Source organism: bacterium, from assembly GCA_004299235.1.
Classification (GTDB): domain Bacteria; phylum Chloroflexota; class Dormibacteria; order Dormibacterales; family Dormibacteraceae; genus SCQL01.
Map to the genome: position 1 here is coordinate 84,251 of SCQL01000002.1, position 26,513 is coordinate 110,763.

The following is a 26,513-nucleotide window of genomic DNA, read 5'->3' on the forward strand; positions in this document are numbered from 1 at the left end:
CGGCAACCTCAGCCAGCGCACCCAGAAGGCTGCGGGGTGCGAACCAGCACCGGCTCGCCGGCGGCGGCTGCGGCCTGAGCCGGCGTGATGTACCCGTGGAAGGCCATGGCCGACAGCACCTGGCCGCGGCGGGCCTGGGCGGCGCCGGGATTCACCGTCGGGTCGTAGATCGACGGCGCCTGGGTCACGCCCGCCAGCAACGCGTACTGCGCGATCGTCAGGTCGGACAGCGGCGCTCGGAAGTAGGCGCACGCGGCCGCGCTCACCCCGTACCGGTTCTGACCGGTGGGGATCTCGCTCAGGTAGTCGGCCAGGATCTGCTGTTTGGTGAGGACGAGCTCCACCTTGAGCGCCAGCACGAGGTCCTGCAGCTTGTTGTAGCCGCGGTCCGATCCATTGAGGTACACGTCCTTGACCAGCTGTTCGGTGATCGTCGAGCCGCCCTGGCAGAGGCAGGCGTTGGCGAGGTCGTAGAGCAGCGCCCGGCCCAGGCCGATCGAATCGATGCCGTGGTGGGAGTAGAAGCGCTCGTCCTCGGTGGCGACGACGGCGTCGGCCAGCAGCGGCGGTATCTCGCCCTCGGACAGGAGGACGACGCCATACGCGTCGGTCCGGTCACGGACCCGCTGCTGGACGTCCCCACCTGAAGGGGTCCAGATCCACATGGTGAGGGCGCTCGGGCTGAGCAAGGCCACGACGGCGGCCAGGGCGAGCGCCAGCCGGCGCGCCGGCACCGGCACCCAGCTCATGCCCTTCCCACTCAGGCTAGCAACGGGCCGGGCAGGAGGCGAGTTACGCAAGGTGGCAAGGACGATCGCCCGCGGCGCCCGGCTCCAAGCCCGATACGCTTACGCCCGTGGCCATCATCGTCTGCCCGCAGCCACAGGCGGCGGAGATCGGGCTCGAGGTCATGAGGCGCGGCGGCAATGCCGTCGACGCCGCCGTCACCTGCGCTTTCGTGCAGGGGGTGATCGACCCGCAGATGTGCGGCATCGGCGGGTGCGGCGTGATGCTCGTGCACGGCCCGAGGAGCGGTGACGCGCTGCTGGAGTTTTACGCCACCGCCGGTTCGCGGGCTCGGGAGGACCAATGGGAGAGCCTCTTTATCCGCGAGGCCGCCGACCGGTACGGGTACGTGCTCGACGGCTGGGTCAACGACGTCGGGTATCAATCGGTGGGCGTGCCGGGCACGGTCGCCGGCCTGTTCGAAGCGCTGACGCGCTTCGGTACGATCTCGTGGGAGCAGGCGATCGCGCCCGCCATCCCGCTGGCGCGCGAAGGCTTCCCGGTGAGCGGCTTCGTGCATGGTTACTGGACCGCCGACTACGGACCGGATGTCGTCCCGAACCGGCAGCGCATCCAGGCGACGCCCGCGGCCAAGGCGATCTACACGCACGACGGCCGGCTCTACGACATCGGCGAGCGGCTGGTGCAGTCCGACTACGCCCAGACGCTCGAACGCTTGGCGCGCGAGGGCCCCGAGGTCTTCTACAAGGGTGAGATCGCGGAGGCGATGGCGGCCGACTTTGAAGCCAATGGTGGCTTCATCACCAAGGACGACCTGGAGAGCTACCGCGTCAACGTGACCGAGCCCCTGCGCGGCACCTACCGCGGCCTGGCGCTCACGGTCGCCGGCCCTCCGGCGGGCGGCCTGACGCTGCTCCAGATGCTGAACTTCCTCGAGGGCTACGACCTGGGCGCCCACGGCTGGCCGAGCACCGAAGCCGCCCGGCTGCTGGTCGAGGCGATGGCCTGGGCGGTGGCGGATCGGGAGCTCCACATCGCCGACCCGCGTTTCATCGAGATCCCCACCGGCGCCCTGGTCGACAAGCAGTACGCCGCCAAAGCCCGTCAGGTCGTCGCCGCCGGGGCCAGGGCTCACGATCGCTCCGACACCACGCAGGTCTGCGTCGTCGATGACCTCGGCAACGCGGTGTCGCTGACGCACACCCTCGGTTCCGCCAGCGGCGTCGTCACCCCCGGCCTCGGGTTTGGCTACAACGACTACATGAACTGCTTCGACCCGCGGCCGGGCAGGCCCAACGCGGTGCGCCCCGGCAAGACGCGCGTCACGATGATGACCCCGACCCTTGTCTTCGACCGCGGGCGGCTGCGCATGTGCGTCGGCGCGCCGGGCGGAACCAAGATCGTGACGGGGATCCTGCAGGTGCTGGTCAACGTTCTCGACCATGACATGTCGCCGGTCGAGGCGGTGAGCGCGCCCCGCGTCGATTTCCAGGGCGACGTGGTGCAGGCCGAGGCGCGGATTCCGCTCGTCGTGTGCCAGGGCCTGGAGAAGCTCGGCTATCAGGTCAACCGGCGAACGCTGAGCTACGACCCGTATTTCTCGCGCCCGCAGGTGATCGTGGCCGAGCGTGATGGCTTTTTGAGCGGGGCGTCCGACCCGCGCAAGGACGGGGGCGCGGCCTTCGACACCGAGACGGCATGAGATTCTCAGCCAAGGTCGCCCTGGTCACCGGCGGCGCAAGAGGCATCGGAGCCGCGACCGCTCAGCTGCTGGCGGCGGAGGGCGCCAGGGTGGCGGTCTCGGACCTGGACGCGGCCCCGGCGGCGGAGGTTGCCGGCCCGATCAAGGGCCTTGCCATCGGGTGCGACGTCACTGACCGCGAGCAGGTAGAGCGGATGGTGGAGCGCACGGTCAAGGAGCTCGGGAGGCTCGACATCCTGGTGGCGTGCGCGGGCATCACCCGCGACAACCTGCTGTTCAAGATGACCGACGACGACTGGGACGCCGTCATCGACACCCACCTCAAGGGCACGTTCCTGTGCGCCCGCGGCGCCCAGAAGCACATGGTCGCGCAGAGGTACGGAAAGATGGTCTTTCTGTCGTCGACGTCGGCGCTGGGCAACCGCGGCCAGACGAACTATTCCGCCGCCAAGGCGGGGCTGCAGGGGATGGCGCGCACGCTTGCCATCGAGCTCGGGCCGTTCAACGTCAACGTCAACGCGGTGGCGCCCGGCTTTGTCGAGACGCGGATGACGAGGGCGACCGCCGAGCGGTTGGGTATCGACTACGAGGCGTTCAAGATCGGCGCCGCATCGCAGATCCCGCTGCGGCGGGTCGGGCAGCCGGCCGACATCGCCGCCGTGATCGCATTCCTGTGCAGCGACGAAGCCGGTTTCGTGTCGGGGCAGACGGTTTACGTCCGGGGCGGGCCGTAGGGCGATTCAGCCGAGAAGCGCCTCCGCCTCCCGCGCGATCCTGGCGACCAGCTCGCCCGCGGGCACGATGTCGTGGACGAGGCCGCTCGACTCGCCCGCGAGGACGAAATCCCCGGCCGCGACAGCGGCTTCGAGAGAGGGCCGCAGCTGGTCGGCCGCCAGCGCCCATTCCTGAGGGCGTTCGGCCCATTCGTCGAGGAGCGGATGCTGGATCGAGCGCACCACGGCGCCCGGCCACAACCGCCCGAGCACGTCGTCGTAGAACTTGCTGGCCACGGTCTGACTGCCCAGCGCGTTGAGGATCACGTCCTTGGAGCGACCGCGGGAGCGCGCTTCGGGGGTGGCCAGGAATCGGGTGCCGATCAAAGCCCCCTGCGCGCCCAGCATGAGCACGGCCGCGACGCCGCGCCCGTCGGCGATGCCGCCCGCGGCCACGACCGGGGTGCCGCCGACCACGTCGACGACCTGGGGTACAAGCGGCAAGGTGGACATCCTGCCGACGTGGCCGCCGCCCTCCGTGCCCTGCGCGACGATGACGTCGGCGCCGTCGGCCGCGACCTGGCCTGCCTCCTCCGGCGTGTTCACCATGTGGACGACCTTGATCCCGGCCTCATGCGCTTGGTAGGTCAGCTCGGCCGCCCGCCCCCAGGCGAGCGAGAGCACCGGCACGCGCTGGGCGAGCGTCATCTCGACGGCGGCGGCGTCGAGATGGCAGACCACGTGGTTGACGCCGAACGGGCGCGAGGTGAGCTCTCGGACGCTGCGAATCTCGCGGCGCAGCTCGTCGAGTGAGCGGCCGAGGCCGCCGATGATGCCGAGGCCGCCGGCGTTGCTCACGGCGGCCACCAGTTCGGGGGTCGTGTTGGTGGCCATCCCCGCCTGGAGGATCGGGAATTCGATGACGAGGAGGTCGCACAGTTGGGTGTGGAGACGGGCCATGCTCCCGACAAGGATAGGTTCGGGCGGCAGACGAGGGCGGGGGCGAGGGGTCGCGCGCGTCACTTATATACCGGTAGGTCAAAGAGGTCACCGCGGTCACGGCCTCGCGCCGGCTCCCGGCAAGGACCGGAGCCGTCTGACGTTGGACTCCTCATGCTCAGCGATGGGCCGGCTGAACCGGCGCCCGGAGTACGAACTGTCGTTCGTCGTCAGGCCCTCTGGGGGACCGCAACCTCGTATTCGGGTCGAGTTGGGCCGGGGGGGCGCGCCAGGCCGTTAAGTGGGGCGGAAGCCAAAGCCCCAGGGTTGACGCGCCGGACGGAGGTCTGCTAGGGTGACGCCCGTCTCTGGGGAGCCCAACCACAGCCGGGCGGGTTCGCTGTTCACGGGGTAGATTTATTGAGAATCCATCGATATTTAACGCATGCTGTCGTGCTCGCCGTGGCGGTCGCGATCTCCAGCTATGCGTCGATGGATCGCCACTTCCCCTCGTCCCTGACGGCTCGGCTGGGCGCCGTGAATGCCGAGGCGGTGGCTGTGACCGAGGGCGGCACCGTGGGCGACGTATCGCTCGGCCGGTACAGCACGATCATCAAGCCGGTCGCCATCCCGACCTCCGCACCGATCAGCCACAGCCCGTTCGTCTACACCGTGGCCGCCGGTGAAAACCTCGCGGCGATCGCGGCCAAGTTCCACGTCACCGTGAGCCAGATCCGGTGGTCGAACTCCAACCTGATCTCCACCGACTCGGTTTCCACCGGCGCCCAGGTCGTGATTCCGCCGGTGCCGGGAGTCGTCGTCACCGCCAAGGCGAGCGATACGCTGGCCGGCCTGGCCACCAAGTACCAGGTCGACCCGCAGGTCATCCTCGACTTCAACCGGCTGCGCAGCTCGCAGCTCACGGCCGGCGCGGTCCTGGTCATCCCGGACGGCGTCGGCGGCGCCTTCCCGCCGCCTCCCGCCCTGTGGCAGCTGCTCGCGCGCACCGGTTCGGGCCAGCCGTTCTCAGCCCACGTCGTCGGCTGCTGCCTCGGCCCTTACCCGGCCACCGGCTTCCCGGCCGGCTGGTGCACCTGGTACGTCGCGACCAAGCGCAACGTGACCTGGCGCGGAGATGCCGGTTACTGGTACGCCAATGCCGCAGCCCAGGGCTACCCGGTCGGCCCCACGCCCAGGGTGGGCTCGATCATGGTCACCTGGGAGAGCTGGGCGGGCCACGTGGCCTACGTCGAGAGCGTGAATCCAGACGGCTCGTGGGTCGTGTCCGAGATGAACTGGCTCGCTTTCAACGTGATCGACGAGCGGACCATCAAACCGGGTCAGCTCGGCAGCAAGCTGGTCGGCTTCATCTACTAACCGAAAGCCTCGGCCGGCTGCGCCGGGCGCGCCGCCCACTCGTCCTCCATCGCCTGGATGTCCGGCCGAACCGTGCGCAAGCCGGTGGCGGCGATCACGGCCGCGACGACGAGCAGGGTCGGCGAGGTGATCAGCAGCGCCGTCTGAAGGCTGCCGATACGGTCGGAAAGGAATCCGATGTCGAACGTCGAGTGCGAGTCGCCGAAGACGTGGGACACGAACAGCAGCATCGTCACTCCGCTGCCGCGCAGCGCGGGCGAGACCACGTTCTGCGAGACGGCGGTGAACGGTCCGGCATGCAGGTACAGGCAGACGACGGTGACCAGGAAGGCGGGGATGAACACCGGGACCGGTCCCACGTTCATCGGAGCGATCAGTGCGATGGTGATGAACACCGCTCCGATCAGAAAGCCGGCGATGCCGACCTCGAGGTGGGCGCCCGGCGTCTTGCGCGCCCGGCGGTCGGCGATCCAGCCCCCCGCCAGCGTGCCGATGAGGCCGCCCCCGACCAGCACGACCCCCGCGAGTAGCCCTGCTTGGCCCACGGACAGCCCGAATCGCCGGTGCAGGAGCAGGGGCAGCCAGAAAGCGTTGGAGGCGAGCACGAAATAGAGGACGGTCTGAGCCAGGATCGCGGCGCGCAGAGTGGGGATGCGCATGAGATCCAAGAACTTTCGCCAGCCGGCGTCATGGGTCTGTTTGACCGCCGGGCCTCGACTCTCGGCGCTGCCGCGAAGCGGTTCGCGCAGCCCGAACGCGAGCAGCGCGAAAAGGATCCCTGGAAGCGCGGCCATGTAAAAGGCGCTGCGCCACCCGAACTTCTCGGCGATGTAGCCGCCCCCCGCAAAGCCGACGGCGATGCCGAGAGTGCTGCCGGCGCCCCAGATCGACATCGTGCGGCCGCGCTGCTCCTTGGGGAAGTAGTCCGACAGCAGGGAGGTGCCGGCGGGGTAGTAACCGGCCTCGCCGATGCCGAGCACCGCGCGGCTGAGGAACAGCTGGGTGAAGCTGCGCGCGAACCCGGTGAACAAGGTCGCGAGGCTCCAGAGCGCGACTCCGACCCCGACCACCGTGCGGCGGACGCCGCGATCGGCCCAGTAGCCGAAGGGCAAGGCGGCGACGGCGTACACGAGGAGAAAGGCCGAGCCGAGCAGGCCGATCAGCGCGTCGCTGAGGCCGAACTCCTTCTGGATGAGGGGCGCGGCCGCCGAAGCGACCCACCTGTCCATGTAGTTGAGGAAGTTGATCCCAACCATGACGGCGAGGACATACCTGGCATAGCCCCGCGCCACGGGGCCATTATGGCGTCGGGCCCAACGCCTGAACGGCTACGATAGTTTTCGCGCCTCCGACTGCTTCGGCGGCAAGCTGTGGGTCGGCAATGGGCATCTGGCGAGCCCAACGGTCTGTAAAACCGCCGCGAAAGCTTTGGGGGTTCGACTCCCTCCCGGCCCACCAGCCCGATTTGTTCTGGGTTCGCAGGTGCTGGATGCGGCATTTAGACGACGAAGGGAAGGCCGTTATCGCTCATCAGTTGCAGCGGCCGGCCGCACAGCTCAAAGCATTCGTCGAGCCATCGAAGGATGGGCGCCGCCTTGGTTTCGGTCAGGATTCGAAGTCCGATCACGAAGCGCGAATGGTCGTCGACCAGGCCAACGATCCAGGTCTTGATGTAACCCCTGCCGCTGAGGTTGATGAAGAACGGACCCTTGATGTCGACGTGCCAGAGCTCGTTGGGTCGCAGGCCGGGATCGTCGGGCGCAGTTGGAGCGGGCTCCGGGACCGGTTGACCAGCCCATCGATGCCGGTCTCCTGGTAACGGACCATCCAGCGATACAGAGACCTGCGAGGGACTCCCGATTCTCGACTCGCCGTCTCCACGCCAGCCTCCAAGGCTCGCTTCACAGTTCGCATCCTTCGCCGCACTCCCTCAAGGCCAGGCCCGGCCTGATGCTCCATAGTCGGCCGGCCGTTCTGAGTGGCCAGGAAAAGGAAACCGGGCCCCTCCTGGTAGTGGTGGCGCCGAACCCCTCGGCGCGGGTCGGACGCGGTGGTTTCGTAGGCTTCTGGCACACCAGCAACGTAGATCCGGCTGTGCCATATCTATCCGGGAACTTCAACTAGTTTCCGATCGCACCGACTTGGGCGAAACGGATCGTGCTTGTGCCACCGTCATAACCGGGAGCGACAGCGAAATACAAGCGGCCGCCACATAGCGCAAATGGACCTTGCGGATCGGGCCAGCTTCCGAGCTCAAGGCGGTTAAGTTGATGGTCATGCAATCCAAACATGAGAAATCCATGCGACCGGGAGTCATACCAAACTACTACCGAACCATTTGTTTGGGGAATGCCCAAATAGTTTCCGATGACAGTTAGATGCCCCCCTCCTAGCGGCATGGTTCTTATTGACGGCCCACTTAGAGCCTGCGCAAACCAGGTGACCTGTGAACCCGCCGCCTGGACCGCGTATGCGGATGGCTCAGTATCTAGTATGGTCGTTCGTCCCGTGAGGATGTCGTAGCGCACGAGACTGCCCTTGCGCCCGAGCCAATCTTCCTTGTTGCTATTGGGATCGGTACTGTTATCAACAAATACGATTTCATTGCCTGAGATCGCCGGGTTGACGGGGAAGGTGCCGGCGGGAGTTGCGACCGTAATTGCGCGCAGCGTCGCAAAATCGTACAGACGCAGCACCGGATTGCCACCTGAGTCGAACTGATCCCAAACTGCGTGTCCGTCCGCCGCATCGTAGCGGGGCAGTTCTTGTAGGGCGGGTCCCGCGGTTGCGTTCGCTAGTTCCAGGACCTGACCGGAAACTACGTTAGCCGCGTCCAAATACCAGAAATCTGCGCTCGACGACTCGAGATGCTGCTGGTACTCAATGTATACCAACCAAGGATATGTAATGGGCACTGGCGAGTCGAGGTCGCCACCGTGCTGTGCCGTCGCAACTACTCTCGGCGGGCCCCCGGTTGTTGTTATGAGTTCGACGATATCCCTTCTTGGCACGATGCCATTTGCAATTGGCGCCGAGTCGGTCGGCCAAGCTACCTCAGTGGCGTTGCAGTTGATTGCGCCCACTCCCCGCGGACCCAGAGCTGCGAGAGATTGGGGCTCCAATCGCAGTGGGCTAGGGCTTGAAGAGCTCAGGGATGGTGACGGAGGTGGAACCGCGGTCAAAGTCCCGCAAGCTGTCAGCTGGAGAACAAGCAACAGGCTAGCAATCACCGGGGAAGCCGCGCAGCGGCTGCCCCGAAGGTCTACGTGACTAATGAATCTCCTTACCAGGTGATTACCGCGTTGTTGCTACCCAGCAAGTCGAAAATGAAGTGGTAGATGGCGGTATCCGTATAAGCGTAGTTCGCATCGAAGTGAACATCAGCGACATAAACGTTGTAGTTCGCGTCGTATCCGTAGGCGGGAAACCAGTGCGTCCAGTTTACCGTCGCATATTGCGGATATAGGGGGTGGCTGTAATAGCCATCGGTCTCGCCGTCGTACGCGACTGGATAGTAGTAGCCGCCGATGTCTACGGCCGTGTAGTCATAAACGTCACCGGCACCACCGAGGTGCTGCATCACGTAGTAATTCGTGCTTTGACGATGGTTCATTTCCCAGGCGATTCCGGGAAGGTCTGTACCCGTGGACGAATGAAAATATGGCCCAGGAGACGGAGCAGAAGCCATGTCCTGCTCCGCGGTTGACTGGCTGACATACGGATCGCCAGCAAAGTAATAGTTGTAGGACGAGTACATCTCCTCAGCAGTGGCGGGACCACACCATGTGTCTGATCCCCCCTCAAGTACATCCTTCATATATTCGTAGCGATAGTTCGGAACGCATTGTGGGACACAATATTGGGGTTGAACGCCGCTGCCTTGCGCCTGCTCGAACGCCTTCAGCAATTGGATCTTCGCTTCGTACGCCAGCAATTGCGAATTTGTCATAGCGTGCAACTGCGATTGCAAGCTCAGTGGCACATTGGCAGGGTTTGGGCTGGGGGCGTGGTCCTGAGCAGAAACAGGCATTGACAGCACGAGGCTGGGGACGAGTACGCAGGCAACGACGGCTACCATGCGTCGAATCGTGCGGCTCACCGGATGGTGCAATTCATTCACGCTCCTTACCAGTAGTCGGTGACGTCGTTGAATGCGTCACTGTTTCCGAATGGCACCCGCATGCGTGGCGTCACTTTAGCAGGCAGGCCCCGCATGTCAAGGAAATAGTTAACGTCGCGGGGGGCGAGCTTGAATCCTGAAAGATGACCATGGTCGAGTTAGCGTCCGGGGCGGTGGCGTCCGCTCAGGCGAGGGCGGTCTGCGACCCCGGCTTTGGCGAGCGCACTGCTGACCGCGAGAACTCACGCAACGGATACCGGCAGCGGGATTGGGACACCCGAGTCGGCAGCATCCAGCTGGCGATCCCCAAGCTGCGCCAGCGAAGCTACTTTCCCACCTGGCTTCTGCAGCCGCGACGCCGGGTCGAGGGCGCGATGGTGGCGTGATCGCCGCGGCCTACCTGCTCGGGGTTTCGACCAGACGCCCGGAGTGGCCTGGATGTCCGACCCGGACCTGATCCGTCGATAAAGGACGCGGTGACGATCCCTTTGGCTTCAGCTCGATCCAGGACGACCGGCTGGGGAACGCCTCGAAGGCGCACATGTTGCATCGTTTCGCACACCTCTGCTGCGTTCCCCTATCGAGTCGGGGATCTCCGCACTGACGTCCACGAGTTCACTTCTCCGCTTCGCCGGCAGACACGTCGGCCGGACGTGAGATGTCCCTACGAGATCAAGGCGTGGGCGCCCGAGCGAAATGCCTCGCAGCGATCCACAAGGGCGACGGCGAGGCCGGGGTCGCTGGCGAAGTGCAGGTGGATGTAGCTGGCGAGGACGTTCCGATGGTGGTATCCCTCCTCGCCCTGCTCGCCCCTGCTGGTTCGGGTCTGGTAGCAACGTGCAACGGGTTGGTCGCCGCTGATCTCGGAGCGGTGAAACACATGGCCCCGGGCGCTCCGACCGCCGCCGAACAGGCCGCCGGTGGTTTCGACCTCGACGTACGCAAGCTTGAGCCGCCCGGGCATCGTCGTGCTGAACGGCAATATCCCGCACAGTGGGTACACCTCATCGCCGAGGCGGAGCTGCTCGGCCAGGTACATCAGGCCACCGCACTCGGCGTAGATCGGACCGCCGGAGGCAGCGAATTCCCGGATTGCGGTCGTCGCGTCACTGTTCTCGGCTAGCTCTTGGGCATGGAGCTCCGGATACCCGCCACCGATGTAAAGGCCATCCAGGTTGGAGGGCATCGGATCCCGGATTGGCGAGAACTCGACCAGCTGCGCTCCCGCCTGAGCCAGCAGTTCGAGGTTGTCAGCGTAGTAGAAGCAAAACGCCTCGTCGCGGGCGACTCCGATACGAACGCGCGGCTCAGGCTGGGCGGCCGGAAGGGGCGCACGGCGCCGCTCGATCCTGGTCATGCGGAGCAGTTGGTCGATGTCGATGTGGGCTTCGAGCAAGTTCGCCGCCTGCTCGACAAAGTCCTGACGCCCCTCGTGGGGCAGGTATAGGCCGAGGTGGCGCTCGGGGATCACCAGGTCAGCCACGCGCGGGAGGGCGCCCAGGATGGCGATGCTGTCCCCGACAGCGTCGCGGATCATGTTGGCGTGGGCTGCGCCGCCGACATTGTTGAGGATGACCCCTACCACTCGGACGGCTGGGTCGAAGCTCACATAGCCATGAATGAGCGCAGCGGCACTCCGGGCCATTGCGCCGGCGTCGACCACGAGGATGACCGGAAGGTCCAGCAGCTTGGCCATCTCGGCCGCGCTGCCGCGGTCGCTCTTGCCTTCACTGCCGTCGTAGAGACCCATGACCCCTTCGATGACGACCGCGTCGGCATCCGCTGTCGCGGCCGCGAACCGCTGCCGGTTGGTGTCCGCGCTCAACATCCAACCGTCGAGGTTGCGGGATGGGCGGCCGGCCGCGTGCCCGTGGTGCAGTGGATCGATGAAGTCGGGCCCGACCTTGAAGGGCTGCACGGTCAGGCCGCGACGGCGGAGCGCTCCGATCATGCCGAGCGTGATCGTCGTTTTGCCGACGCCGCTGTGGGTGCCGCCGATCACGACGGCGCTGAGCGGTCTTGAATCCAAGCCAGGCTCTGGAATCCTCAAGCGAAGCCTCAAGCTACCATGCGCATGATGAGGATCGTCTCCATGCTTCCAAGCGCGACGGACATCATCGCGGAGCTGGATCTGCTCGACTCGCTGGTCGGCATCTCGGAGGACTGCAACTGGCCCCCTGAGGTGGCGGGCAAGCCGATCGTGGCCCGCACCCGCATCGATGCCTCCGGCCTCACCAGCGCGCAGATCGACCAGCTCGTCAACGATTCCAAGTCGGAGAGCCATTCTCTGTATGCCGTCGACGCCGGGCTGATGAGCGAGCTGAAGCCTGACCTGGTGATCACCCAGGACCTCTGCGAGGTCTGCGCCGTCTCGAGCGGTGATTTGACGACTGCCTGCCCGATCGGCGTCGAAGTGTTCTCGATGAACCCGCGCAGCTTCGATGACGTCGTGGAGTCGGTGATCGCCCTCGCCGACAAGCTGGGCGTGCATGAGCGGGGAGTGGCCGTCGCCGACGCGATGCGCGCCAAGGTCGACGCGGTCCGCGGCGCGGTGGCGGGTCGCAGGCGTCCGCGTGTTTTCGTGGCCGAGTGGGTTGACCCGCCTTACGGGTCTGGCCACTGGCTGCCCGAGATGGTGGAAGCCGCCGGTGGTGTCAACGTGCTGAGCAAGCCGGGTGAGTACTCCTTTGCGACCACCTGGCAGGCCGTGCTGGCGGAAAAACCCGACGTGATCGTCCTGGCGGCATGTGGGTTCAACCTTCAGCAGTCGCTGGAGAGGACTCGTGACTTGCGTTTGCCGGTGAGGACGATAGTCGTCGACGGCGACGCACATTTTTCGCGACCGGCGCCTCGGATCGCCGACGGAATCCGGCAACTCGCGCACCTGATTCACGGCGACGTGGTGGCCGACCCAGGGCTGCCATACGCGGAGCTGTCGCTCGAAAAGGTCGGAACGCCCCGGTAACCCTCAGCGCCCTATACTTCGGCTGCCGGGCCATGCCCGGCCGGTGTTGTTGCAGCGAAGCCGGTGCGATTCCGGCGCTGTCCCGCAACTGTGAGGCCCCCGACGGGGCCGAGCCAGGTCGCCTGCGCTACACCGAGCCAGCAGCCCTCGAAGGAAGGGCGGTGAGCAGGCCCCGGCCGGCAAGCCCTTCCTTTTTTCCGAGTCAGAAAGGGAGGAGGTTCCGGTGTCGAGGTTCAAGGTCACAAGGTCCCTGGCGGTTGCTCTGGCATTGGCGTTCATGGTGGCCTGCGGCGGGAGCACCCCGACCACCGCCACCAGCGCCAGCTCATTTCCCATGTCGCTGACCACTGCGAAGGGCACGGTGACGATCCCCCACCGGCCGGCGCGCATCGTCTCGCTGTCGGCGACCGCGACTGAAGACCTCTATGCGGTCGGGGCTGGGACGCAGGTTGTCGCGGTCGATACCTACTCCACCTATCCCGCGCAGGCTCCTCGGACTTCGCTCTCCGGATTCAAGCCCAACATCGAGGCCATTGCCAAATACCAACCTGACCTGGTCCTGGCGGCCGACGATACGGACAATCTCTTCGAGCAGCTGAGCAAGCTGCAGATCCCGGTTCTGGTCGAAGCACCCGCCGCCGATTTGAACGGTGTCTACGGCGAGATCAACCAGATCGCGCAGGCAACCGGCCACTCGGCCCAGGCCGCATCCGTCGTGTCCGGCATCAAAGAACAGGTGAATGCGATCGTGCGGTCGGTGCGCCCGCCGGCCAAGCCATTGAAGGTTTACCACGAGCTCGATCAGACGTACTACTCGGCCACCTCGGGCACCTTCATCGGTCAGATGTACAAACTTCTCGGGCTTCAGAACATCGCCGACGCCGCACCCGGCGGCAATGACTATCCCCAACTATCGGCCGAGTACATCACTTCGAGCGACCCCGATCTGATCGTTCTCGCCGACACGGTGTGTTGTGGGCAGAGCGCGGCGACCGTCGCGACGCGGCCCGGTTGGAGTGCCATACGTGCGGTCAAGACTGGGGCGATTGTGCCCGTGGAAGACTCGATCGCGTCTCAGTGGGGGCCTCGCATAGTTCTGCTCTTGCAGGCGGTCGCCCGAGCAGAGAAGTCCGTCGAAGGATCGACGGCATAAGGCGGGCACCTGACAAGCGATGGCCAGGCCGGCCCAGGAACCGTCCAGCGGAATCATCAAGACGTGCCCGCTCTGCGAGGAGCAGTTCGAGTGCGCCCAAGGCCGGCCCGGCTGCTGGTGTGAGACGGTCGTCCTCGAGCGCCAGACGCTTGCGGAAATTCGCGCCGTGGCCTATGGATGCGTCTGTCCCAACTGCTTGTCCAGTTTCGCCCTAAGAGAATCGGTGCGGCGCAGCGGTGACGGCGATGGGGTGGACGGAAGTCAGGCGCCGGCCAAGGCACCGCCGGACATCGCGGTGCGCTCACGCGGGGTCTCAGCCGTATGGGCACCCGTCGCCCTGGGGTTTCTCGCCGGAGCGCTGCTCTTGGGCCTGGGCACCGGCGCCGCTTCGATCGGACCGGCATCGATCATCGCCTCACTGCTGGCGCACATCCAGGTATTCCACGTTTCGCCTCCGCTGAGCAGCGTCGATGACGCCATCCTCTGGCAGATCAGGGCTCCGCGCGTGGTGCTCGCCGCACTGGTGGGCGGAATGCTGGCCGTTGCGGGGTCCGCATACCAGGGTGTGTTTCGCAATCCACTCGCTGATCCTTATCTCTTGGGCGTCGCCGCGGGCGCCGGCCTGGGGGCGACGCTGGCCATCGCCTACACTGCCGCGGGGACCGACATCGGCATGCTCCTGCCGCTCGCCGCATTCGCGGGCGCGCTGATTGCCGTGATCGCCGCCTATGTGCTCGGCCGATCCGCCGGCGGGGTGCGTGGCACCAGCACTCTGATCCTGGCCGGGGTCATCGTCGCCCTGTTCATGACCGCGATCCAGACCTTCGTTCAACAGCAACGATCTGACACGTTGCGCGCGGTCTACTCCTGGATCCTGGGCGGGTTCGGGACCGCTGACTGGCACTCCGTCGTGGTGGTCGTGCCGTACATCGCCGTCAGCTCGGTGATCATCCTGCTGCATCGGCGCGTGCTCGACGTTCTCAGCTTGGGCGACGAGGAGGCAGCGAGCCTGGGAATCGACGTGCGTCGGGCCCGCCTGGTGATCGTGTTGGTGGCCACCGCCGGCACGGCGGCGGCGGTCGCGGTCAGCGGCTTGATCGGATTCGTCGGCATCATCATCCCGCACACGATTCGCCTGCTGGTGTCGCCGAGCTACCGAGCCATCGTTCCGCTCTCACTGCTTGCCGGCGCGGGGTTCCTCATCCTGGCTGATGCGCTGGCGCGCACGATCCTATCCCCGGCCGAGCTGCCGATCGGAGTCGTCACCGCCTTTTTCGGCGCCCCCTTCTTCGCGATCCTGCTGAGGACCTCGCGGAGGACTGTCATGTGAGCAGCGCCCTAGAGATTCGCGAGGTCTCAGTGATGGCCGGTGCCGCCCACATCTTGTCCAACGTCTCGGCGACCATCGAACGGGGTGAGTGGGTGACGGTGATCGGGCCCAACGGCGCCGGCAAGACGACCCTTTTGCGAGCGATCGCCGGGCTGCTCGCCTTTGCCGGTCAGGTGCTCGTCGAAGGCCGGTCCGTCCAGGGCAGCACCCGGCGTCAGATTTCGCGTCAGATCGCGCTGGTGCCGCAGCACCCTCAGACCCCAAGCGAGCTGACGGTCGCCGAGTACGTGCTGCTCGGCCGGACTCCGCATATCCGCTATTTCGCGACGGAGACGCGGATCGATCGCCTCGCCGCCGAGCGAGCGATCGCGCGCCTTCGTCTGGGTCAATTCACCGATCGCCCTCTGGGTTCATTGAGTGGAGGTGAGCTGCAGCGCGTGGTGCTGGCTCGCGCGCTCGCGCAGGAGGCGCCGATTCTGCTCCTCGACGAGCCGACCAGCGCACTCGACCTGGGCCGCCAGCAGGACGCGCTGGAGCTGCTTGACGAGCTGCGCCGCGACCCCGGACTCACCGTCCTGTCCGCCATGCATGACCTCAGCCTGGCTGGGCAGTACGCAGACCGGCTGCTCATGCTCGATGGCGGCCGCGTGGTGGCTGAGGGCAAGCCCAACGCGGTGTTGTTGGAGGACGTGATTGCCGCGCACTACGACGCCAAGGTCCGGGTCACCTGCGAGGACGGCGCCGTAATCGTCCTGCCGCGACGCGAGGAGCGGCGATGGGTGCACTGATGGTGCAGGGGACGTCCAGCTCGGCCGGCAAGAGCCTGATCACGACCGCGCTGGCGCGGGCGATGCATCGGCGTGGAATCGATGTGGCTCCCTTCAAAGCCCAGAACATGTCGAACAACGCGCGCGCCGTCAATGGCGGCGAGATCGGCACGGCTCAGTACCTGCAAGCGCTGGCCGCCGGAGTCGAGCCGGACGTCCTGATGAACCCGGTCCTGGTCAAACCTGAAGGTGACGACCGAAGCCAGGTGGTCATCCTGGGCCAACCCGACCTCGAGCTCAGCCGCATGCCGTGGCGATCGCGGTCACCGCTGCTGTGGCCGGTCATCGAGCGGTCATTGCGGCGGCTGCAGGCGGAGCACGACTTGCTGCTGCTCGAGGGCGCGGGCAGCCCCGCGGAAACCAACCTGCGGGAGGCCGACCTGGCCAACATGCGGACGGCGGCGGCGGCTGGGGCGCGGGTCGTGCTGGTGGCCGACATCGACCGCGGCGGTGCCTTCGCCCACCTCTATGGGACCTGGGCGATGCTCCCCGACGGTGAGCGGGCGATGATCGCCGGTTTCGTATTGAACAAGTTTCGGGGCGACCCGGCTCTGCTCCCGCCGGCTCCCGAGCACCTCGAGCGGTTGACCGGAGTGCGCACCCTCGGTGTGCTCCCGTGGTTGCGGCACGGGCTGCCGGACGAGGACGGCGCGGCGACTCCGCTCGACTCGCATCGCCGGTGCTCAGTCGCGGTGGTGCGATATCCGACCGCCTCCAACCTGGACGAATTCAAGCAGCTCGAGCAGGTGGCGGATGTGCGTTGGACCAATCGGGCCGAGGATGTCGAGCACAGCGACTTCGTCGTCCTGCCGGGCTCGAAGCACGTGGCGGCTGACATCGCGTGGCTCGTGAGCACCGGCATCGACGAGGCGCTGAAGAGGCGAGCCGGGGCAGGCAGGCCGCTCCTGGGGATTTGCGGCGGCTTGCAGATGCTGGGGCAGCGGATCGAGGACGAAGCTGACGTCGACGGCTCGGGCGACGGACTGGGCCTATTGCCGTTGCGCACGACATTCACCGCCGCCAAGCACACGGATCGGGTCTCGACATGCTTCCAGCCTCTCTCCGGACCGTGGGCGGTTTTGAGCGGGAGCTCCTTCGCGGGTTACCAGATCCGGCACGGTCGAAGCATCACCACGGCGGCTGTCTGTGAGGCCCTTCCCGGCGGGCTCGGATTCATCAACGGCTCGGTGCTCGGCGTCTACGTCCATGGACTGTTCGAGGAGCCGGGCATACTCATGGCTCTGTTTCACGACCGCCCTCGCCGCACCCTGGATCAGGCATTCGATGAACTTGCGGATGCCATCGAGGCGCACCTGGACGTTCCGCATCTGCTTCGCGAGGCGGGCATCCGATGAACGACGTGCACAAGCCGGGCATCGCTCCGCCGCCGCGGCCGCCGGCGCCTGAGGTCAATCCGCGTTCGCTGGTTCTGGTCAACACCGGCGATGGCAAGGGGAAATCGACCGCGGCCTTCGGCGTGGTCATGCGTGCGGTGGCCCGCGATTGGCGTGTCTGCGTGATCCAGTTCATCAAGTCGGACAAGTGGAAGGTCGGCGAGGAGAAGGTCGCACGCCGGCTCGGCGTCGACTGGCTCAAGGGCGGCGATGGGTTCACCTGGGAGTCGCCCGACCTCGACAAGAGCGAGGGACGTGCGGTCGCCGCCTGGCAGCTCGCGGCGGCGGCGATTGCGGGCGGCGAATATCAGTTGGTCGTGCTGGACGAGATCACCTATCCGATGAACTGGGGTTGGATCGACAGCGACGCTGTGATCGATGCGATCCGGACGAGACCCGACCGCGTCAACGTGATCGCCACCGGCCGGGACGCCCCCCAAGCGCTGATCGAGGTCGCCGACACGGTGACCGAGATGGTCAAGGTGCGGCACGCATACGACCGCGGCATCCGAGCCCGCCGCGGCATCGATTTCTGAAGTTGCCGATGGATTCGAAAGACCGCTTCGACCGACCCGGCCTTCCCGCCGGCTTCGATGACTCGCGCGCCCGCGAACGCCGCGACGATCCCACCGGCTGGCGCTTCGACGACGACGATCTCGCGGCCGTCATGCGTGTGATCGCGGAGCGGCGTGACATCCGCCGCTTCCGTCCCGACCCGATTCCGGACCAGCTCCTGCGCCGGTTGCTCGAAGCGGCGCACCAGGCGCCTTCGGTCGGCCTCATGCAGCCCTGGCGTTTCATCCTGGTCCGCAGCGAGGAGACGAAAGCCGCGATGCAGGCGATCGCGGCTCGCGAGAGGCTGGTCCAGTCCGAGCACTTCGACGAGCGGGCCCGCCAGTACCTCGACTTGAAAATCGAAGGCATCCGGGAGGCGCCGCTGAGCATCTGCGTCTGCTGCGACCGCGACAGCGGCCGGGGCGAAGTTCTGGGCCGTCACACGATTCGCGACACGGACCTGTACAGCACGTGTCTGGCGATCCAGAACTTCTGGCTGGCCGCTCGCGCCGGGGGGGTCGGCGTCGGATGGGTGTCGTTCTATCGACCCGACGACGTCAGCGCTCTGCTTCATCTCCCTCCCAGCGTCGTGCCCGTCGCCTGGCTTTGCGTGGGCTATCCGGACGAGCGGCCCAGCCGGCCCGGCTTGGAGGCGGCGGGTTGGGAGCGCAGGCGGGCGCTGGAGGGATTCGTCTTCTCCGAGGGTTGGGGCGAGCCGGAGCCCTCCGCGCTGAACGGAGCGCAGGTGGTTGCGGGCCCATCGCGGGACCTCCCTGAGCTGCCGGAATGGTGGAGCGCATTCGCCGCCCCGGTCGTGCCCGGCGATGCCGCCGCGGCCATCCGCATCCGGGACGCCTCCGACGAGCTGGTCAAACCCATGGGCAGCCTCGGCGGCCTCGAGACGCTGGTCGAACGCTGGGCGATGGCGACCGGAGCGCCTCCACCGATCAATCCGCGAGTCGGCATCCTGGTGGTCGCGGCCGACCACGGTGTGGCCCGCCATTCGGTCAGCCTGTACCCGGCGCGCGTCGGCGGGCAGGTCGCGCAGGCGGCAGCACGTGGCGAAACCGCCATCGGAGTTCTGGCACGCGCCCTCGGCGCCGAGCTTGTCGTCGCCGATGTCGGCCTGACCGGCGCCGATCGGCCCGGCGTGCTCGATCATCGGGTGGCCGCGGGAAGCGCTGACATCACGCTCGGGCCCGCGATGACTCCGCAGGAGCTGAGAGCCGGCGTTGCCGCCGGGTACTCGTTGGCCTCGGCTCTGGCCGAGCGGAGCGATGTGATCGTGGTGGGCGAGATCGGAATCGGCAACACGACCGTGGCCGCGGCGCTCCTGGCCGCTCTGACCGGCTTATCGCCCGAGGCGGTTTGCGGCCGCGGCACCGGGCTGGACGCACAGGGCCTGGAGCGAAAGCGGGCAATCGTCGCCGCCGCGCTCCGAGTCAATTCAGTGAATCGGGCTGATCCACTCGAAAGCCTGCGCCGTCTCGGCGGACACGAGTTCGCGGCGCTGGTGGGCGCGATGCTGGCCGCCGCGGCGTCGCGCCGCCCGGTTCTTCTGGACGGTTTCGCCACCGGCGTCGCGGCCCTGGTCGCCTGCCGGCTCCAGCCCGCCGTCCGCGATTACCTGATCGCGGGCCATCGGTCCGCCGAACCGGCGCACGCGCTCGTGCTGACCGAGCTCGGGTTGGAGCCGCTGCTCGATCTGCGCCTACGTCTGGGCGAAGCGAGCGGAGCTGCACTGGCTCTGCCTTTGATCGGGCTTGCCGCCCGCCTGCATGCGGAGATGGGCCGCTTCGATGAGACCGGGGTCGAGCGTGCGCCGGCCCAGCCGTCCAGCTCGTGATCCTGCTGCTGGGAGGGGCCCGGAGCGGAAAGTCGGACACGGCCGCCCGTCTCGCGGCCGGAGCCGGCGCGCCGGTGACGTTCATCGCCACCGCCGAACCTGGCGATGCCGAGATGGCCGAACGCATCGCCCGCCATCGCGCTCAACGCCCGACCGCATGGACGACCGTGGAGACGCCGCTGGACCTGTCTTCAGCCGTCAAAGCCGCGCCGCCGGCGGACTATGTGGTCGTCGATTGCCTGACGTTGTGGGTCTCCAACCTGTTGGGTCACGGCCGGACCGGTAGCGACGTGCTGGCTGAAGCGCGGCGCGTTGCCGATCTGCTGCGGCAACGCCGAGCCGTGGTCGTCAGCAATGAGGTCGGCCTCGGGATCGTGCCGGCGAACGAGCTTGCCCGCGTCTTCGGCGACACACTGGGCGGCGTGAATGCGATCTTTGCCGAGGCGGCCTCGCGGACTCTGCTCATGGTGGCGGGCCGGGCGCTGGCCCTGCCGTCGGCCGAAGACGCGCTGGCCGCGGAATGAGCCTCCGCACCTTCAGATCCGCGGTCGCGTTCCTGACGGTGGTGCCGGTCGCTGCAGCCGCGGGCCATCCCGGCGAGCGTCTCGGCCGCGCTTACTTTCCCGCCATCGGCGCGCTGCTCGGTCTGGTCGCGGGCGTTGGCTTGGCCTTGATTGCGGGTCTGACCACGCCGCTGATCGCCGCGGTGGCCGCAACCGCGCTCCTGGCCGCGCTGACGGGAGCGCTGCACCTGGATGGTGTCGCCGACGCCGCGGACGGTCTGTTCGGAGGCAAAGACGTCGCGCGGCGCCTCGAGGTGATGCGCGACCCCCGAGTCGGTTCGTTCGGCCTGGTCGCGGTGATCCTGGTGCTGCTCGGAGATGTCGCCGCGCTGGCGTCGATGTCGCCGTCGCGGGCGATCGTCGCCCTGGTGATCGCGGGTGCGATCTCCCGCTGGGCGCTGCTGGTGATGATCGCCACGCTGCCTTACGTTCGGGAGGCGGGACTTGGCCTCGCCGCCGCGGGTGCTCACAGGCCCTTTGACGTGGTGCTTGGTTCCGCGATTGCCGCGATCGTCGGCTTGCTGGCCTGGCGAGGCGCTCTCGTCGCTGCCCTGGTGGCGGTGATGGTCGCGCTCGCGATACGTGCGCTCGCCCGCTCGCGGATTGGCGGGGCGACCGGAGACGTGTACGGGGCGACGGCCGAGCTGACCCAGCTCGGTGCGCTGATCGTGTTCGCCGCCCACCGTTGAGCGACCTCAGACCGTTGGGCGTCATTGGCGCGCTCGGCGAGGCGATCTCGATATGGCGATGAGCAGGCGAGCTCTCCTCTTGCTGGGTGCGATCGCTGTCGATCTCACGCTCGGCGAATTGCCGGATCGGTTTCATCCCGTGGTTGGCATCATCGGCCGCGCCCTGTCTTTCGGCCATGACCGGTTTCGTCAGGCGGGGAAGAGGTCTCGAAAGCGATAGACCACCAAGCAATGCGCTGGTTGTCCGGTCGCTGACCAAGGAGCTGGGAATGCCGGGGCTTCGGATGGGCTACGTCGTGAGCGAAGCCGACCTCGCTGGTCAGCTTCCCGGGGTACTACCCGCCTGGCCGCTTTCGGCACCGGCGATCGCCGCCGCGGTGGCCGGGTTCGGCGACCCGAGCCACGTCGCGGCGGGAGCCCATCTGGGACATCTTCACGTTGCGCAACTGGCTGAGGCGCTGGCCGCGACGGGCGCCGTGCCAATGCCTTCGGACGCCAATTACCTGGTCGCTCACGCGCCAGGTGCTGCACCCGTGCTGCTGCGCGGCGGAATCGCCGTCCGGGACAGCACTTCATTCGGGCTTCCGGGTCATGTCCGGCTGGCGGCCCCTAAACCGGGCGAGATGAAAGCCGTGCTGACCGCGATCGCCGGTCTGGCGGCAACGACCGATGGCCTGACGCGTCAAGCATGACCACGGTTTGGCTGGTGCGACACGGCGAAGCACATATACCTCCTGGCGTTGCGATTGGTCATGGTGATCCGCCGCTCAGCCAGCGGGGACGACGCCAGGTCGCGCAGCTGGCGAAACGACTTGGGGCCGAGCCTTTGCGGCGAGTCTTCTCGAGCGACCTTGTGCGGGCGCGGTTGACCGCTGAGCGGATTGCTGCCGTCCACGGACTTCCCGTGCATGTGTGCCCCGAGTTGCGCGAGATCGACTTTGGGGAGTGGGAGGGGCGATCGCTGAATGAGCTCTGGAGCGATAAGCCCGACGAGGCCGATGCGTGGGAGAACAACTTGCGCTGCGTGCCCAGTGGATTCGGCGAGCGATTCGAGGAATTCGAATCGCGGGTGGCGCGGTTCCCCCGCCGGCTGGACGGTGGCGAGCTGGCAGCGGTCGTCTGTCATCGAGGACCGCTGGCTGTGCTGCTCCACCAGCTGACCGGCGTATCGATTGAGGAGGCTTGGCGGCAGCCACTCCACACCGGCACCGCGCTCAAGGTGGAGGTTGCCGGGCCTCTGGCGATCGGAACGTAAAGGCAGGACGGGAGACTGGGAAGGGGCGTCTGGGAAACGTTTGGCGGCCCGGCGCCTGCCGGTGGTGGAAGGCGTGGAAGAGCGGTCCCAGCGCTGGAATGCGGCAAACGCACGTTCTGGGCGTTCCGCTATAGTTGGGGCCGGTTTTTCTCCACGACCTCGGGGCGGGCAATTCCCCGGGGTCGCTTCTTTTTCCAGGCGTCCGCCAGCCGGTCCCCTCTCCCCTGCGGGGAGTACGACCGTATTGAGGGCGAGGGTGAGGGGCGTGGTGCTCGGCTACCGCTGCGCGAGCGAACTTTTTTCGTGATTTACAGCCGTCTTTGTTTGATTTTCGAACGGATGTTTGGTAGCATATCCGTATGTTGGGGGAAGGGGGCACGGACCTTCACAAGCTGGCGTTGGCCGTGCGCGAATTCCAGGCCCGCGACGCGCGCCGCGTCGACGCCAAGGGCCTGCGCTCACTGATCGACGCCCTGGAGGGCGAGTTCGCTGCCGAGGCGCGCTGTGTCCAGCGGTCGGGCGAGCATCTGGCCGGCGGTAGCGTCTCCGCCGTCGCCTGGTTGGACCAACCTGACCAACCTCGTGCTTTTGTGCTTCGCCCACCATCGTCTCGTCCATGAAGGCGGATGGCAGGTGCTCAAGGCCGGGCGGGAGTTCCGCTTCCTGCCCCCCGAGCGGGTGGTGATGCGGCGGGCGCGGGGACGGGGGTGCACTGGGCGGCGTGAGCCGCGCTACCGCGGAGTCGGTGTCTCGCCTACTCGGGGACTGGATACGCTGACTGATTAGCCGTTTGCCTGACGCTCCTGTAACGATCGGGGCAGCAATTGGATCGTGGTGGATCGCGCCTCCGGGGAGAGCACGCTGTTGAGGATGCGCCCGGCGTATCGGCGGTATTTGGCGCGGTAGGCGGCATCGATTTCGTCGTCGATATCGTGGCCGGCCTCCATAAAGGTGGCGTTTTTGCTGACGACGCCGGCCCAGATCCGACCTTCGTGCGTCTCCTGGACACCGCGAAACCAGGCTGCATTGCGCCCCTTGACGGCCGATCGGACGTAGAGGTCGTCGCCGTGACGGACCACCCAGACGGTCACCGATCTTGCGAGCGTGCCGTCGCGCCGAAGCGGCGCGATCTGCACTTCTTCTGATGCTCCGAGCTTGGCGAGCTCATCTCTTGTCCAAGCGGTCATCGGCGCGCACCCGGCTGGACCCGCACGAGCGAATTGTCGAACCTGTTGGTCCCAAAGAAGCCGGCGGCGACGCAATTCGCCGTCCATCCCGCGCGGCAGTGCGCGCACGTGCCGTCGCTGTACGCGAACGGAGCGATGACCAGATCGCCCTCGCCGATACCGCGAACGTCCGCGGCGACCTGCTCGACGACGCCGATGAACTCGTGGCCGATCGGGCCGAGAGCGTGGGTGGACTCTCCACGGTAGTACCAGAGGTCAGAGCCGCACACGCACGAGAGGACGACGCGGACGACAGCGTCGGTAGGCGCGGTGATCATCGGGCCGGGGCGCTCTCCGACCTCGATCGATCGGGGTCCCTTAGAGATGGCACCGCGCATCGCTAAGCGCGCTCGATGGAAGGTGCAGCCAGGTACTCTTCGTCGCTGACGTGGGCGCCCCAGGTCGCGCTGTTGCCCTTGCTGTCGACGTCGAGCATCGCGAGGTGAGTCATGAAGCGATTCGGCGCCGCGCCGTGCCAGTGCTCCTCGCCCGGCGCGAAGAACACACGGTCGCCCGGGCGGATCACCTCGATCGGTCCGCCGCGACGCTGCGCGAAGCCCGCGCCTTCGGTGACATAGATCGTCTGGCCGTTGGGGTGGGTGTGCCAGGCGGTTCGCGCGCCCGGCGCGAAGTGGACGCTGCTCGCGCTTAGCCGCGAGCCGTCTGACGGGGCCGCGACAGAGTCGATGTACACGGCGCCCGTGAACCACTCGCTCGGCCCCGCCGTGGTTGCGGAATTGTTCCTTGTGAGCTGCATGTCGCCCTCCTAGTGCACTGTCCCGGAAATACGTTCGGGGCGACAGCGACCAATATCACCACGACACCTTCGAGCGTACGCGGCGCCTCGCGCAACCGTCAGTGTCCTCACCGGCCTGAAACCGCCACGCACGCGGGTGCATTTGGAGTCAAGCCTTCGGTCTGTCGCCCGGCCTGGGTTGGGTGGTTACGGCCAACCCGTGACGAAGGTCGGCAACCGTCGCATAGTACTTCCAGGTGATGCCGGAATGGCCGCTCGAGGCGAGTTGACCGCGCCTGCGGCAAGGAGGGTACATGTCGACCCACGCTCCCGCGTCTTGCGTCTCTCCGAACCGCTTCAACCGCTCTCGTCGCTGCGTCATTTCCCTACGGCTCTCGTCGCTGTCCTCTGTTGCATTGATGACGATCCTGGCTTCGGTGATGAGCGCATCGGCATCGACAGCGACGGATCCTTATCCAAAGGGCCACGCCGGCTACGACGTCTCCTACCCGCAATGCGGGGCCACCACGCCCGCGGGAGGCTTCGGGATCATCGGTGTCAACGGCGGCCGGCCGTTCAGCTACAACAGCTGTCTGGCGACCGAACTTTCGGCGGCACCCACCACCACGCCGCCTTCGCTCTACATCAACACGGCGTACTCCGGAGCCTACCGCCGCCAGATCACGCATGGGTGCTCGACGCTTTCGGCGTCCGTCACCGGGACCAGCGCTCAGAAGCAGGCCTGGGCGATCGGGTGCAGCGAGGCATCTACATCGATGACCTACGCCGCACAGAAAGGGGCGGCGAACATCGCCATGTGGTGGCTCGATGTGGAGGTCGGTAACAGCTGGTCGTCGAGCGACCTGACGTTGAACCAATACGCCATAGATGGCGCTGTCGTTGATCTCGAAACCTCGGGGCGGCCGGTGGGCGCCTATTCAAGCGCGGCGATGTGGGCGACGATCACAGGTGCCAAGGTTTTCACACCGACGAACGTCGCGGCCGACTGGGAGGCTTCCGGAGGTTCGTGCACGGCTCCATTCACCGTCTCCCCCGTGTGGCTTCTTCAGTCGGTGACATCCGGTGGTGACTCGGACTACGCCTGCTGAACAGCGTCTGAAAGCCGGTTGATCGAGGCCGGCGGCGATCCGACCCGATGCCCGGCCTCGAACCCAAAGGCGATGCCATCTCGGGAGTGGCCTCATCTCCGTAGCCGACCGAGCGCTCGGTAGACACAACAGCCAAGACCTGCTACTGTACGAGGACGCCGGGCGGGTGTTCGAGCGACCCGAACACGGGTCCTCATCGTCCCGGTGATCACCCGAAAGGAGATGGAATGCGTTACCGAGAAACGGCCGAACAAGAGCAGTTGCCCGATCGGAAGCTTCCCGACCGCCGACGGTTTCTCAAGTGGGGTTCCGCCGCCACGCTCGCCGGGGGCGTAACCGCCCTGGCTGCCGCCTGTACGGTTGGGTCTTCGGCCAGCTCCACCGGCAGCGGGAGTCAGCGGGAGTCCGGCTTTGACAGGTGGAAGAGAACGGGTACCGCTCGGATTGCGATCGACCTCACTTTTCCGCCCATCTCGTTCAAGGACTCATCGAACAAACCCGCCGGATATGCCGTTGATCTGCTGAACCGGATGGCAGCCGATTTCGGTGTCGCCATCGATTACATCGAGACGCCCTTCGCGCAGCAGATTGCGGCTGTCGAAGCGGGAAAAGCCGACATGCAACAGTCAGCGACGATCCTGCCCAGCCGCGCCCTTCAAGGACTGTTCGCCGACGTTCCGATCATCTACGAGTCGAACATCGTGATCCTGAAACCCGGCTCCACGATCACCGACGCCTCGCAGCTCAACAACGCCAACGTGACGCTGGCGGTTCAGCAGGGAACTTCGGAAGAATACAGCACGAAAATTCTATTTCCGAAGGCCAAATTCGTCGTCCTCGCGCAGGTCGGGGACCTCGCCAACGAAGTCGCCACCCAGAGGGCCGATGCGGCGGTGCTTAACGAGTTCAACATACCGAGCATCAAGACGGCCCACCCTGACGTTAAGCTGCTGCCCGTCCCTCTCTGGGTGGACGCGGACAGCTTCTTCATGCCGCTCGGTGACTACAAACTCAAGGAGTGGGTGTCGAACTGGGTTCGCTATCAAGCGGCCCACGGCACGCTCGCGGCGCTCTGGAACAAGTGGGTCGGGGACGACGTGCGCGGTAAGTACGGTTTCGCCAGCGCTGTGGTCGGGTCCTCCGGCCAGGCGATTTCGATTGATGCCAATGGCAAACAGACCGTCCTCTAGTTCAGATTCCCCCGGGCCGGCATACGAACGTAAGCCGTAACTGGATGAAAACGGAGATGCTAGTCCTGCCACTGTGG

The 26,513-nt window shown here is 66.5% G+C and carries 29 protein-coding genes, 1 tRNA gene and 1 riboswitch; of the genes, 19 read left to right on the plus strand and 11 right to left on the minus strand.

Features of this window, described 5'->3' with window-relative positions; all coding sequences use genetic code 11:
- Nucleotides 1-8: 8 nt before the first annotated feature.
- On the minus strand, nucleotides 9-749 hold the full coding sequence (locus tag EPN29_00965; protein ID TAN34919.1) for a hypothetical protein: 741 nt from the start codon (nucleotides 747-749) through the stop codon (nucleotides 9-11).
- 107 nt (nucleotides 750-856) lie between these two features.
- Between EPN29_00965 and ggt the strand changes: the two genes are divergently transcribed.
- Together ggt and EPN29_00975 are read left to right on the plus strand one after the other, a co-directional pair.
- Nucleotides 857-2,449, plus strand: a complete 1,593-nt coding sequence (gene ggt, locus EPN29_00970) for a gamma-glutamyltransferase (GenBank protein TAN34920.1) — start codon at nucleotides 857-859, stop codon at nucleotides 2,447-2,449.
- Nucleotides 2,446-3,183 (plus strand): SDR family oxidoreductase, encoded by a 738-nt coding sequence (locus tag EPN29_00975; GenBank protein TAN34921.1) that lies wholly within the window; start codon nucleotides 2,446-2,448, stop codon nucleotides 3,181-3,183. The genes ggt and EPN29_00975 overlap by 4 nt, the downstream gene beginning before the upstream one ends.
- 6 nt (nucleotides 3,184-3,189) lie before the next feature.
- Here the strand turns inward: EPN29_00975 and EPN29_00980 are convergent, their stop codons facing one another.
- Nucleotides 3,190-4,122, minus strand: coding sequence for a nitronate monooxygenase (locus EPN29_00980; GenBank protein ID TAN34922.1), 933 nt, complete (start codon nucleotides 4,120-4,122; stop codon nucleotides 3,190-3,192).
- 432 nt (nucleotides 4,123-4,554) lie between these two features.
- On the opposite strand from EPN29_00980, the gene EPN29_00985 reads away from it, so the two are divergent.
- Nucleotides 4,555-5,478, plus strand: coding sequence for a LysM peptidoglycan-binding domain-containing protein (locus tag EPN29_00985; protein TAN34923.1), 924 nt, complete (start codon nucleotides 4,555-4,557; stop codon nucleotides 5,476-5,478).
- On the opposite strand, the gene EPN29_00990 is transcribed toward EPN29_00985, so the two are convergent.
- A complete protein-coding gene (locus EPN29_00990; GenBank protein ID TAN34924.1) occupies nucleotides 5,475-6,770 on the minus strand; it encodes an MFS transporter in 1,296 nt (431 codons plus the stop codon). The genes EPN29_00985 and EPN29_00990 overlap by 4 nt on opposite strands.
- Before the next feature lie 80 nt (nucleotides 6,771-6,850).
- Here EPN29_00990 and EPN29_00995 point away from each other — a divergent pair.
- Nucleotides 6,851-6,936, plus strand: a tRNA-Tyr gene (locus tag EPN29_00995).
- A gap of 40 nt (nucleotides 6,937-6,976) precedes the next feature.
- Here EPN29_00995 and EPN29_01000 read toward each other — a convergent pair.
- The 4 genes from EPN29_01000 to EPN29_01015 all read right to left on the minus strand — a co-directional run bounded on the left by EPN29_01000 (nucleotide 6,977) and on the right by EPN29_01015 (nucleotide 9,598).
- Nucleotides 6,977-7,339, minus strand: coding sequence for a transposase (locus EPN29_01000; protein TAN34925.1), 363 nt, complete (start codon nucleotides 7,337-7,339; stop codon nucleotides 6,977-6,979).
- Nucleotides 7,102-7,551 carry a helix-turn-helix domain-containing protein gene (locus tag EPN29_01005; protein TAN34926.1) on the minus strand — a complete coding sequence of 150 codons (450 nt, stop codon included), beginning with the start codon at nucleotides 7,549-7,551 and terminating at the stop codon, nucleotides 7,102-7,104. Before EPN29_01005 ends, EPN29_01000 begins: the two co-directional genes overlap by 238 nt.
- A gap of 47 nt (nucleotides 7,552-7,598) precedes the next feature.
- Nucleotides 7,599-8,372 carry a hypothetical protein gene (locus EPN29_01010; GenBank protein ID TAN34927.1) on the minus strand — a complete coding sequence of 258 codons (774 nt, stop codon included), beginning with the start codon at nucleotides 8,370-8,372 and terminating at the stop codon, nucleotides 7,599-7,601.
- Between the two features lie 389 nt (nucleotides 8,373-8,761).
- A complete protein-coding gene (locus EPN29_01015; protein TAN34928.1) occupies nucleotides 8,762-9,598 on the minus strand; it encodes a hypothetical protein in 837 nt (278 codons plus the stop codon).
- Nucleotides 9,599-9,741: 143 nt separating this feature from the next.
- Between EPN29_01015 and EPN29_01020 the strand changes: the two genes are divergently transcribed.
- A complete protein-coding gene (locus EPN29_01020; GenBank protein TAN34929.1) occupies nucleotides 9,742-9,984 on the plus strand; it encodes a hypothetical protein in 243 nt (80 codons plus the stop codon).
- A 278-nt stretch (nucleotides 9,985-10,262) separates the two neighbouring features.
- On the opposite strand, the gene EPN29_01025 is transcribed toward EPN29_01020, so the two are convergent.
- Nucleotides 10,263-11,627 carry a cobyrinate a,c-diamide synthase gene (locus EPN29_01025; GenBank protein TAN34930.1) on the minus strand — a complete coding sequence of 455 codons (1,365 nt, stop codon included), beginning with the start codon at nucleotides 11,625-11,627 and terminating at the stop codon, nucleotides 10,263-10,265.
- Nucleotides 11,628-11,666: 39 nt separating this feature from the next.
- Here EPN29_01025 and EPN29_01030 point away from each other — a divergent pair, with 39 nt between their 5' ends.
- The 12 genes from EPN29_01030 to EPN29_01085 all read left to right on the plus strand — a co-directional run bounded on the left by EPN29_01030 (nucleotide 11,667) and on the right by EPN29_01085 (nucleotide 22,795).
- Nucleotides 11,667-12,563 (plus strand): cobalamin-binding protein, encoded by an 897-nt coding sequence (locus EPN29_01030; GenBank protein ID TAN34931.1) that lies wholly within the window; start codon nucleotides 11,667-11,669, stop codon nucleotides 12,561-12,563.
- A 59-nt stretch (nucleotides 12,564-12,622) separates the two neighbouring features.
- Nucleotides 12,623-12,681, plus strand: a riboswitch (cobalamin riboswitch).
- Nucleotides 12,682-12,840: 159 nt separating this feature from the next.
- On the plus strand, nucleotides 12,841-13,716 hold the full coding sequence (locus tag EPN29_01035) for an ABC transporter substrate-binding protein (GenBank protein TAN35026.1): 876 nt from the start codon (nucleotides 12,841-12,843) through the stop codon (nucleotides 13,714-13,716).
- 19 nt (nucleotides 13,717-13,735) lie between these two features.
- Entirely contained in the window at nucleotides 13,736-15,046 is a 1,311-nt protein-coding gene (locus EPN29_01040; protein ID TAN34932.1) for an iron ABC transporter permease, read from the plus strand.
- 32 nt (nucleotides 15,047-15,078) lie between these two features.
- The gene (locus EPN29_01045) at nucleotides 15,079-15,834 is read left to right on the plus strand and encodes an ABC transporter ATP-binding protein (GenBank protein ID TAN35027.1); all 756 of its coding nucleotides are present in this window, start codon (nucleotides 15,079-15,081) and stop codon (nucleotides 15,832-15,834) included.
- Nucleotides 15,834-17,228 carry a cobyric acid synthase gene (locus EPN29_01050; protein ID TAN35028.1) on the plus strand — a complete coding sequence of 465 codons (1,395 nt, stop codon included), beginning with the start codon at nucleotides 15,834-15,836 and terminating at the stop codon, nucleotides 17,226-17,228. Before EPN29_01045 ends, EPN29_01050 begins: the two co-directional genes overlap by 1 nt.
- On the plus strand, nucleotides 17,225-17,803 hold the full coding sequence (gene cobO, locus EPN29_01055; GenBank protein TAN34933.1) for a cob(I)yrinic acid a,c-diamide adenosyltransferase: 579 nt from the start codon (nucleotides 17,225-17,227) through the stop codon (nucleotides 17,801-17,803). Before EPN29_01050 ends, cobO begins: the two co-directional genes overlap by 4 nt.
- A gap of 8 nt (nucleotides 17,804-17,811) precedes the next feature.
- A complete protein-coding gene (cobT, locus tag EPN29_01060; protein TAN34934.1) occupies nucleotides 17,812-19,668 on the plus strand; it encodes a nicotinate-nucleotide--dimethylbenzimidazole phosphoribosyltransferase in 1,857 nt (618 codons plus the stop codon).
- Nucleotides 19,665-20,192 (plus strand): bifunctional adenosylcobinamide kinase/adenosylcobinamide-phosphate guanylyltransferase, encoded by a 528-nt coding sequence (gene cobU / locus EPN29_01065; GenBank protein TAN34935.1) that lies wholly within the window; start codon nucleotides 19,665-19,667, stop codon nucleotides 20,190-20,192. The genes cobT and cobU overlap by 4 nt, the downstream gene beginning before the upstream one ends.
- Complete coding sequence (gene cobS, locus EPN29_01070) at nucleotides 20,189-20,920, plus strand: adenosylcobinamide-GDP ribazoletransferase (protein ID TAN34936.1); 732 nt, start codon at nucleotides 20,189-20,191, stop codon at nucleotides 20,918-20,920. Before cobU ends, cobS begins: the two co-directional genes overlap by 4 nt.
- Before the next feature lie 176 nt (nucleotides 20,921-21,096).
- On the plus strand, nucleotides 21,097-21,612 hold the full coding sequence (locus EPN29_01075; protein TAN34937.1) for an aminotransferase class I/II-fold pyridoxal phosphate-dependent enzyme: 516 nt from the start codon (nucleotides 21,097-21,099) through the stop codon (nucleotides 21,610-21,612).
- The gene (locus EPN29_01080; GenBank protein ID TAN34938.1) at nucleotides 21,609-22,175 is read left to right on the plus strand and encodes a histidine phosphatase family protein; all 567 of its coding nucleotides are present in this window, start codon (nucleotides 21,609-21,611) and stop codon (nucleotides 22,173-22,175) included. Before EPN29_01075 ends, EPN29_01080 begins: the two co-directional genes overlap by 4 nt.
- A gap of 359 nt (nucleotides 22,176-22,534) precedes the next feature.
- Complete coding sequence (locus tag EPN29_01085) at nucleotides 22,535-22,795, plus strand: hypothetical protein (GenBank protein ID TAN34939.1); 261 nt, start codon at nucleotides 22,535-22,537, stop codon at nucleotides 22,793-22,795.
- Between the two features lie 162 nt (nucleotides 22,796-22,957).
- Here the strand turns inward: EPN29_01085 and EPN29_01090 are convergent, their stop codons facing one another.
- From EPN29_01090 to EPN29_01100, 3 genes are read right to left on the minus strand one after another with little or no spacing between them, the layout of a single operon-like run.
- A complete protein-coding gene (locus EPN29_01090) occupies nucleotides 22,958-23,362 on the minus strand; it encodes a DUF2255 family protein (GenBank protein ID TAN34940.1) in 405 nt (134 codons plus the stop codon).
- A complete protein-coding gene (locus EPN29_01095) occupies nucleotides 23,359-23,739 on the minus strand; it encodes a hypothetical protein (protein ID TAN34941.1) in 381 nt (126 codons plus the stop codon). Before EPN29_01095 ends, EPN29_01090 begins: the two co-directional genes overlap by 4 nt.
- Nucleotides 23,740-23,741: 2 nt before the next feature.
- The gene (locus EPN29_01100) at nucleotides 23,742-24,158 is read right to left on the minus strand and encodes a cupin domain-containing protein (GenBank protein TAN34942.1); all 417 of its coding nucleotides are present in this window, start codon (nucleotides 24,156-24,158) and stop codon (nucleotides 23,742-23,744) included.
- 398 nt (nucleotides 24,159-24,556) lie between these two features.
- Between EPN29_01100 and EPN29_01105 the strand changes: the two genes are divergently transcribed.
- Both EPN29_01105 and EPN29_01110 read left to right on the plus strand, forming a co-directional pair.
- Nucleotides 24,557-25,246: a hypothetical protein gene (locus tag EPN29_01105; protein ID TAN34943.1), complete on the plus strand. Its 690-nt coding sequence runs from the start codon at nucleotides 24,557-24,559 to the stop codon at nucleotides 25,244-25,246.
- 227 nt (nucleotides 25,247-25,473) lie between these two features.
- Entirely contained in the window at nucleotides 25,474-26,436 is a 963-nt protein-coding gene (locus EPN29_01110; protein TAN34944.1) for an amino acid ABC transporter substrate-binding protein, read from the plus strand.
- Nucleotides 26,437-26,513 lie beyond the last annotated feature (77 nt).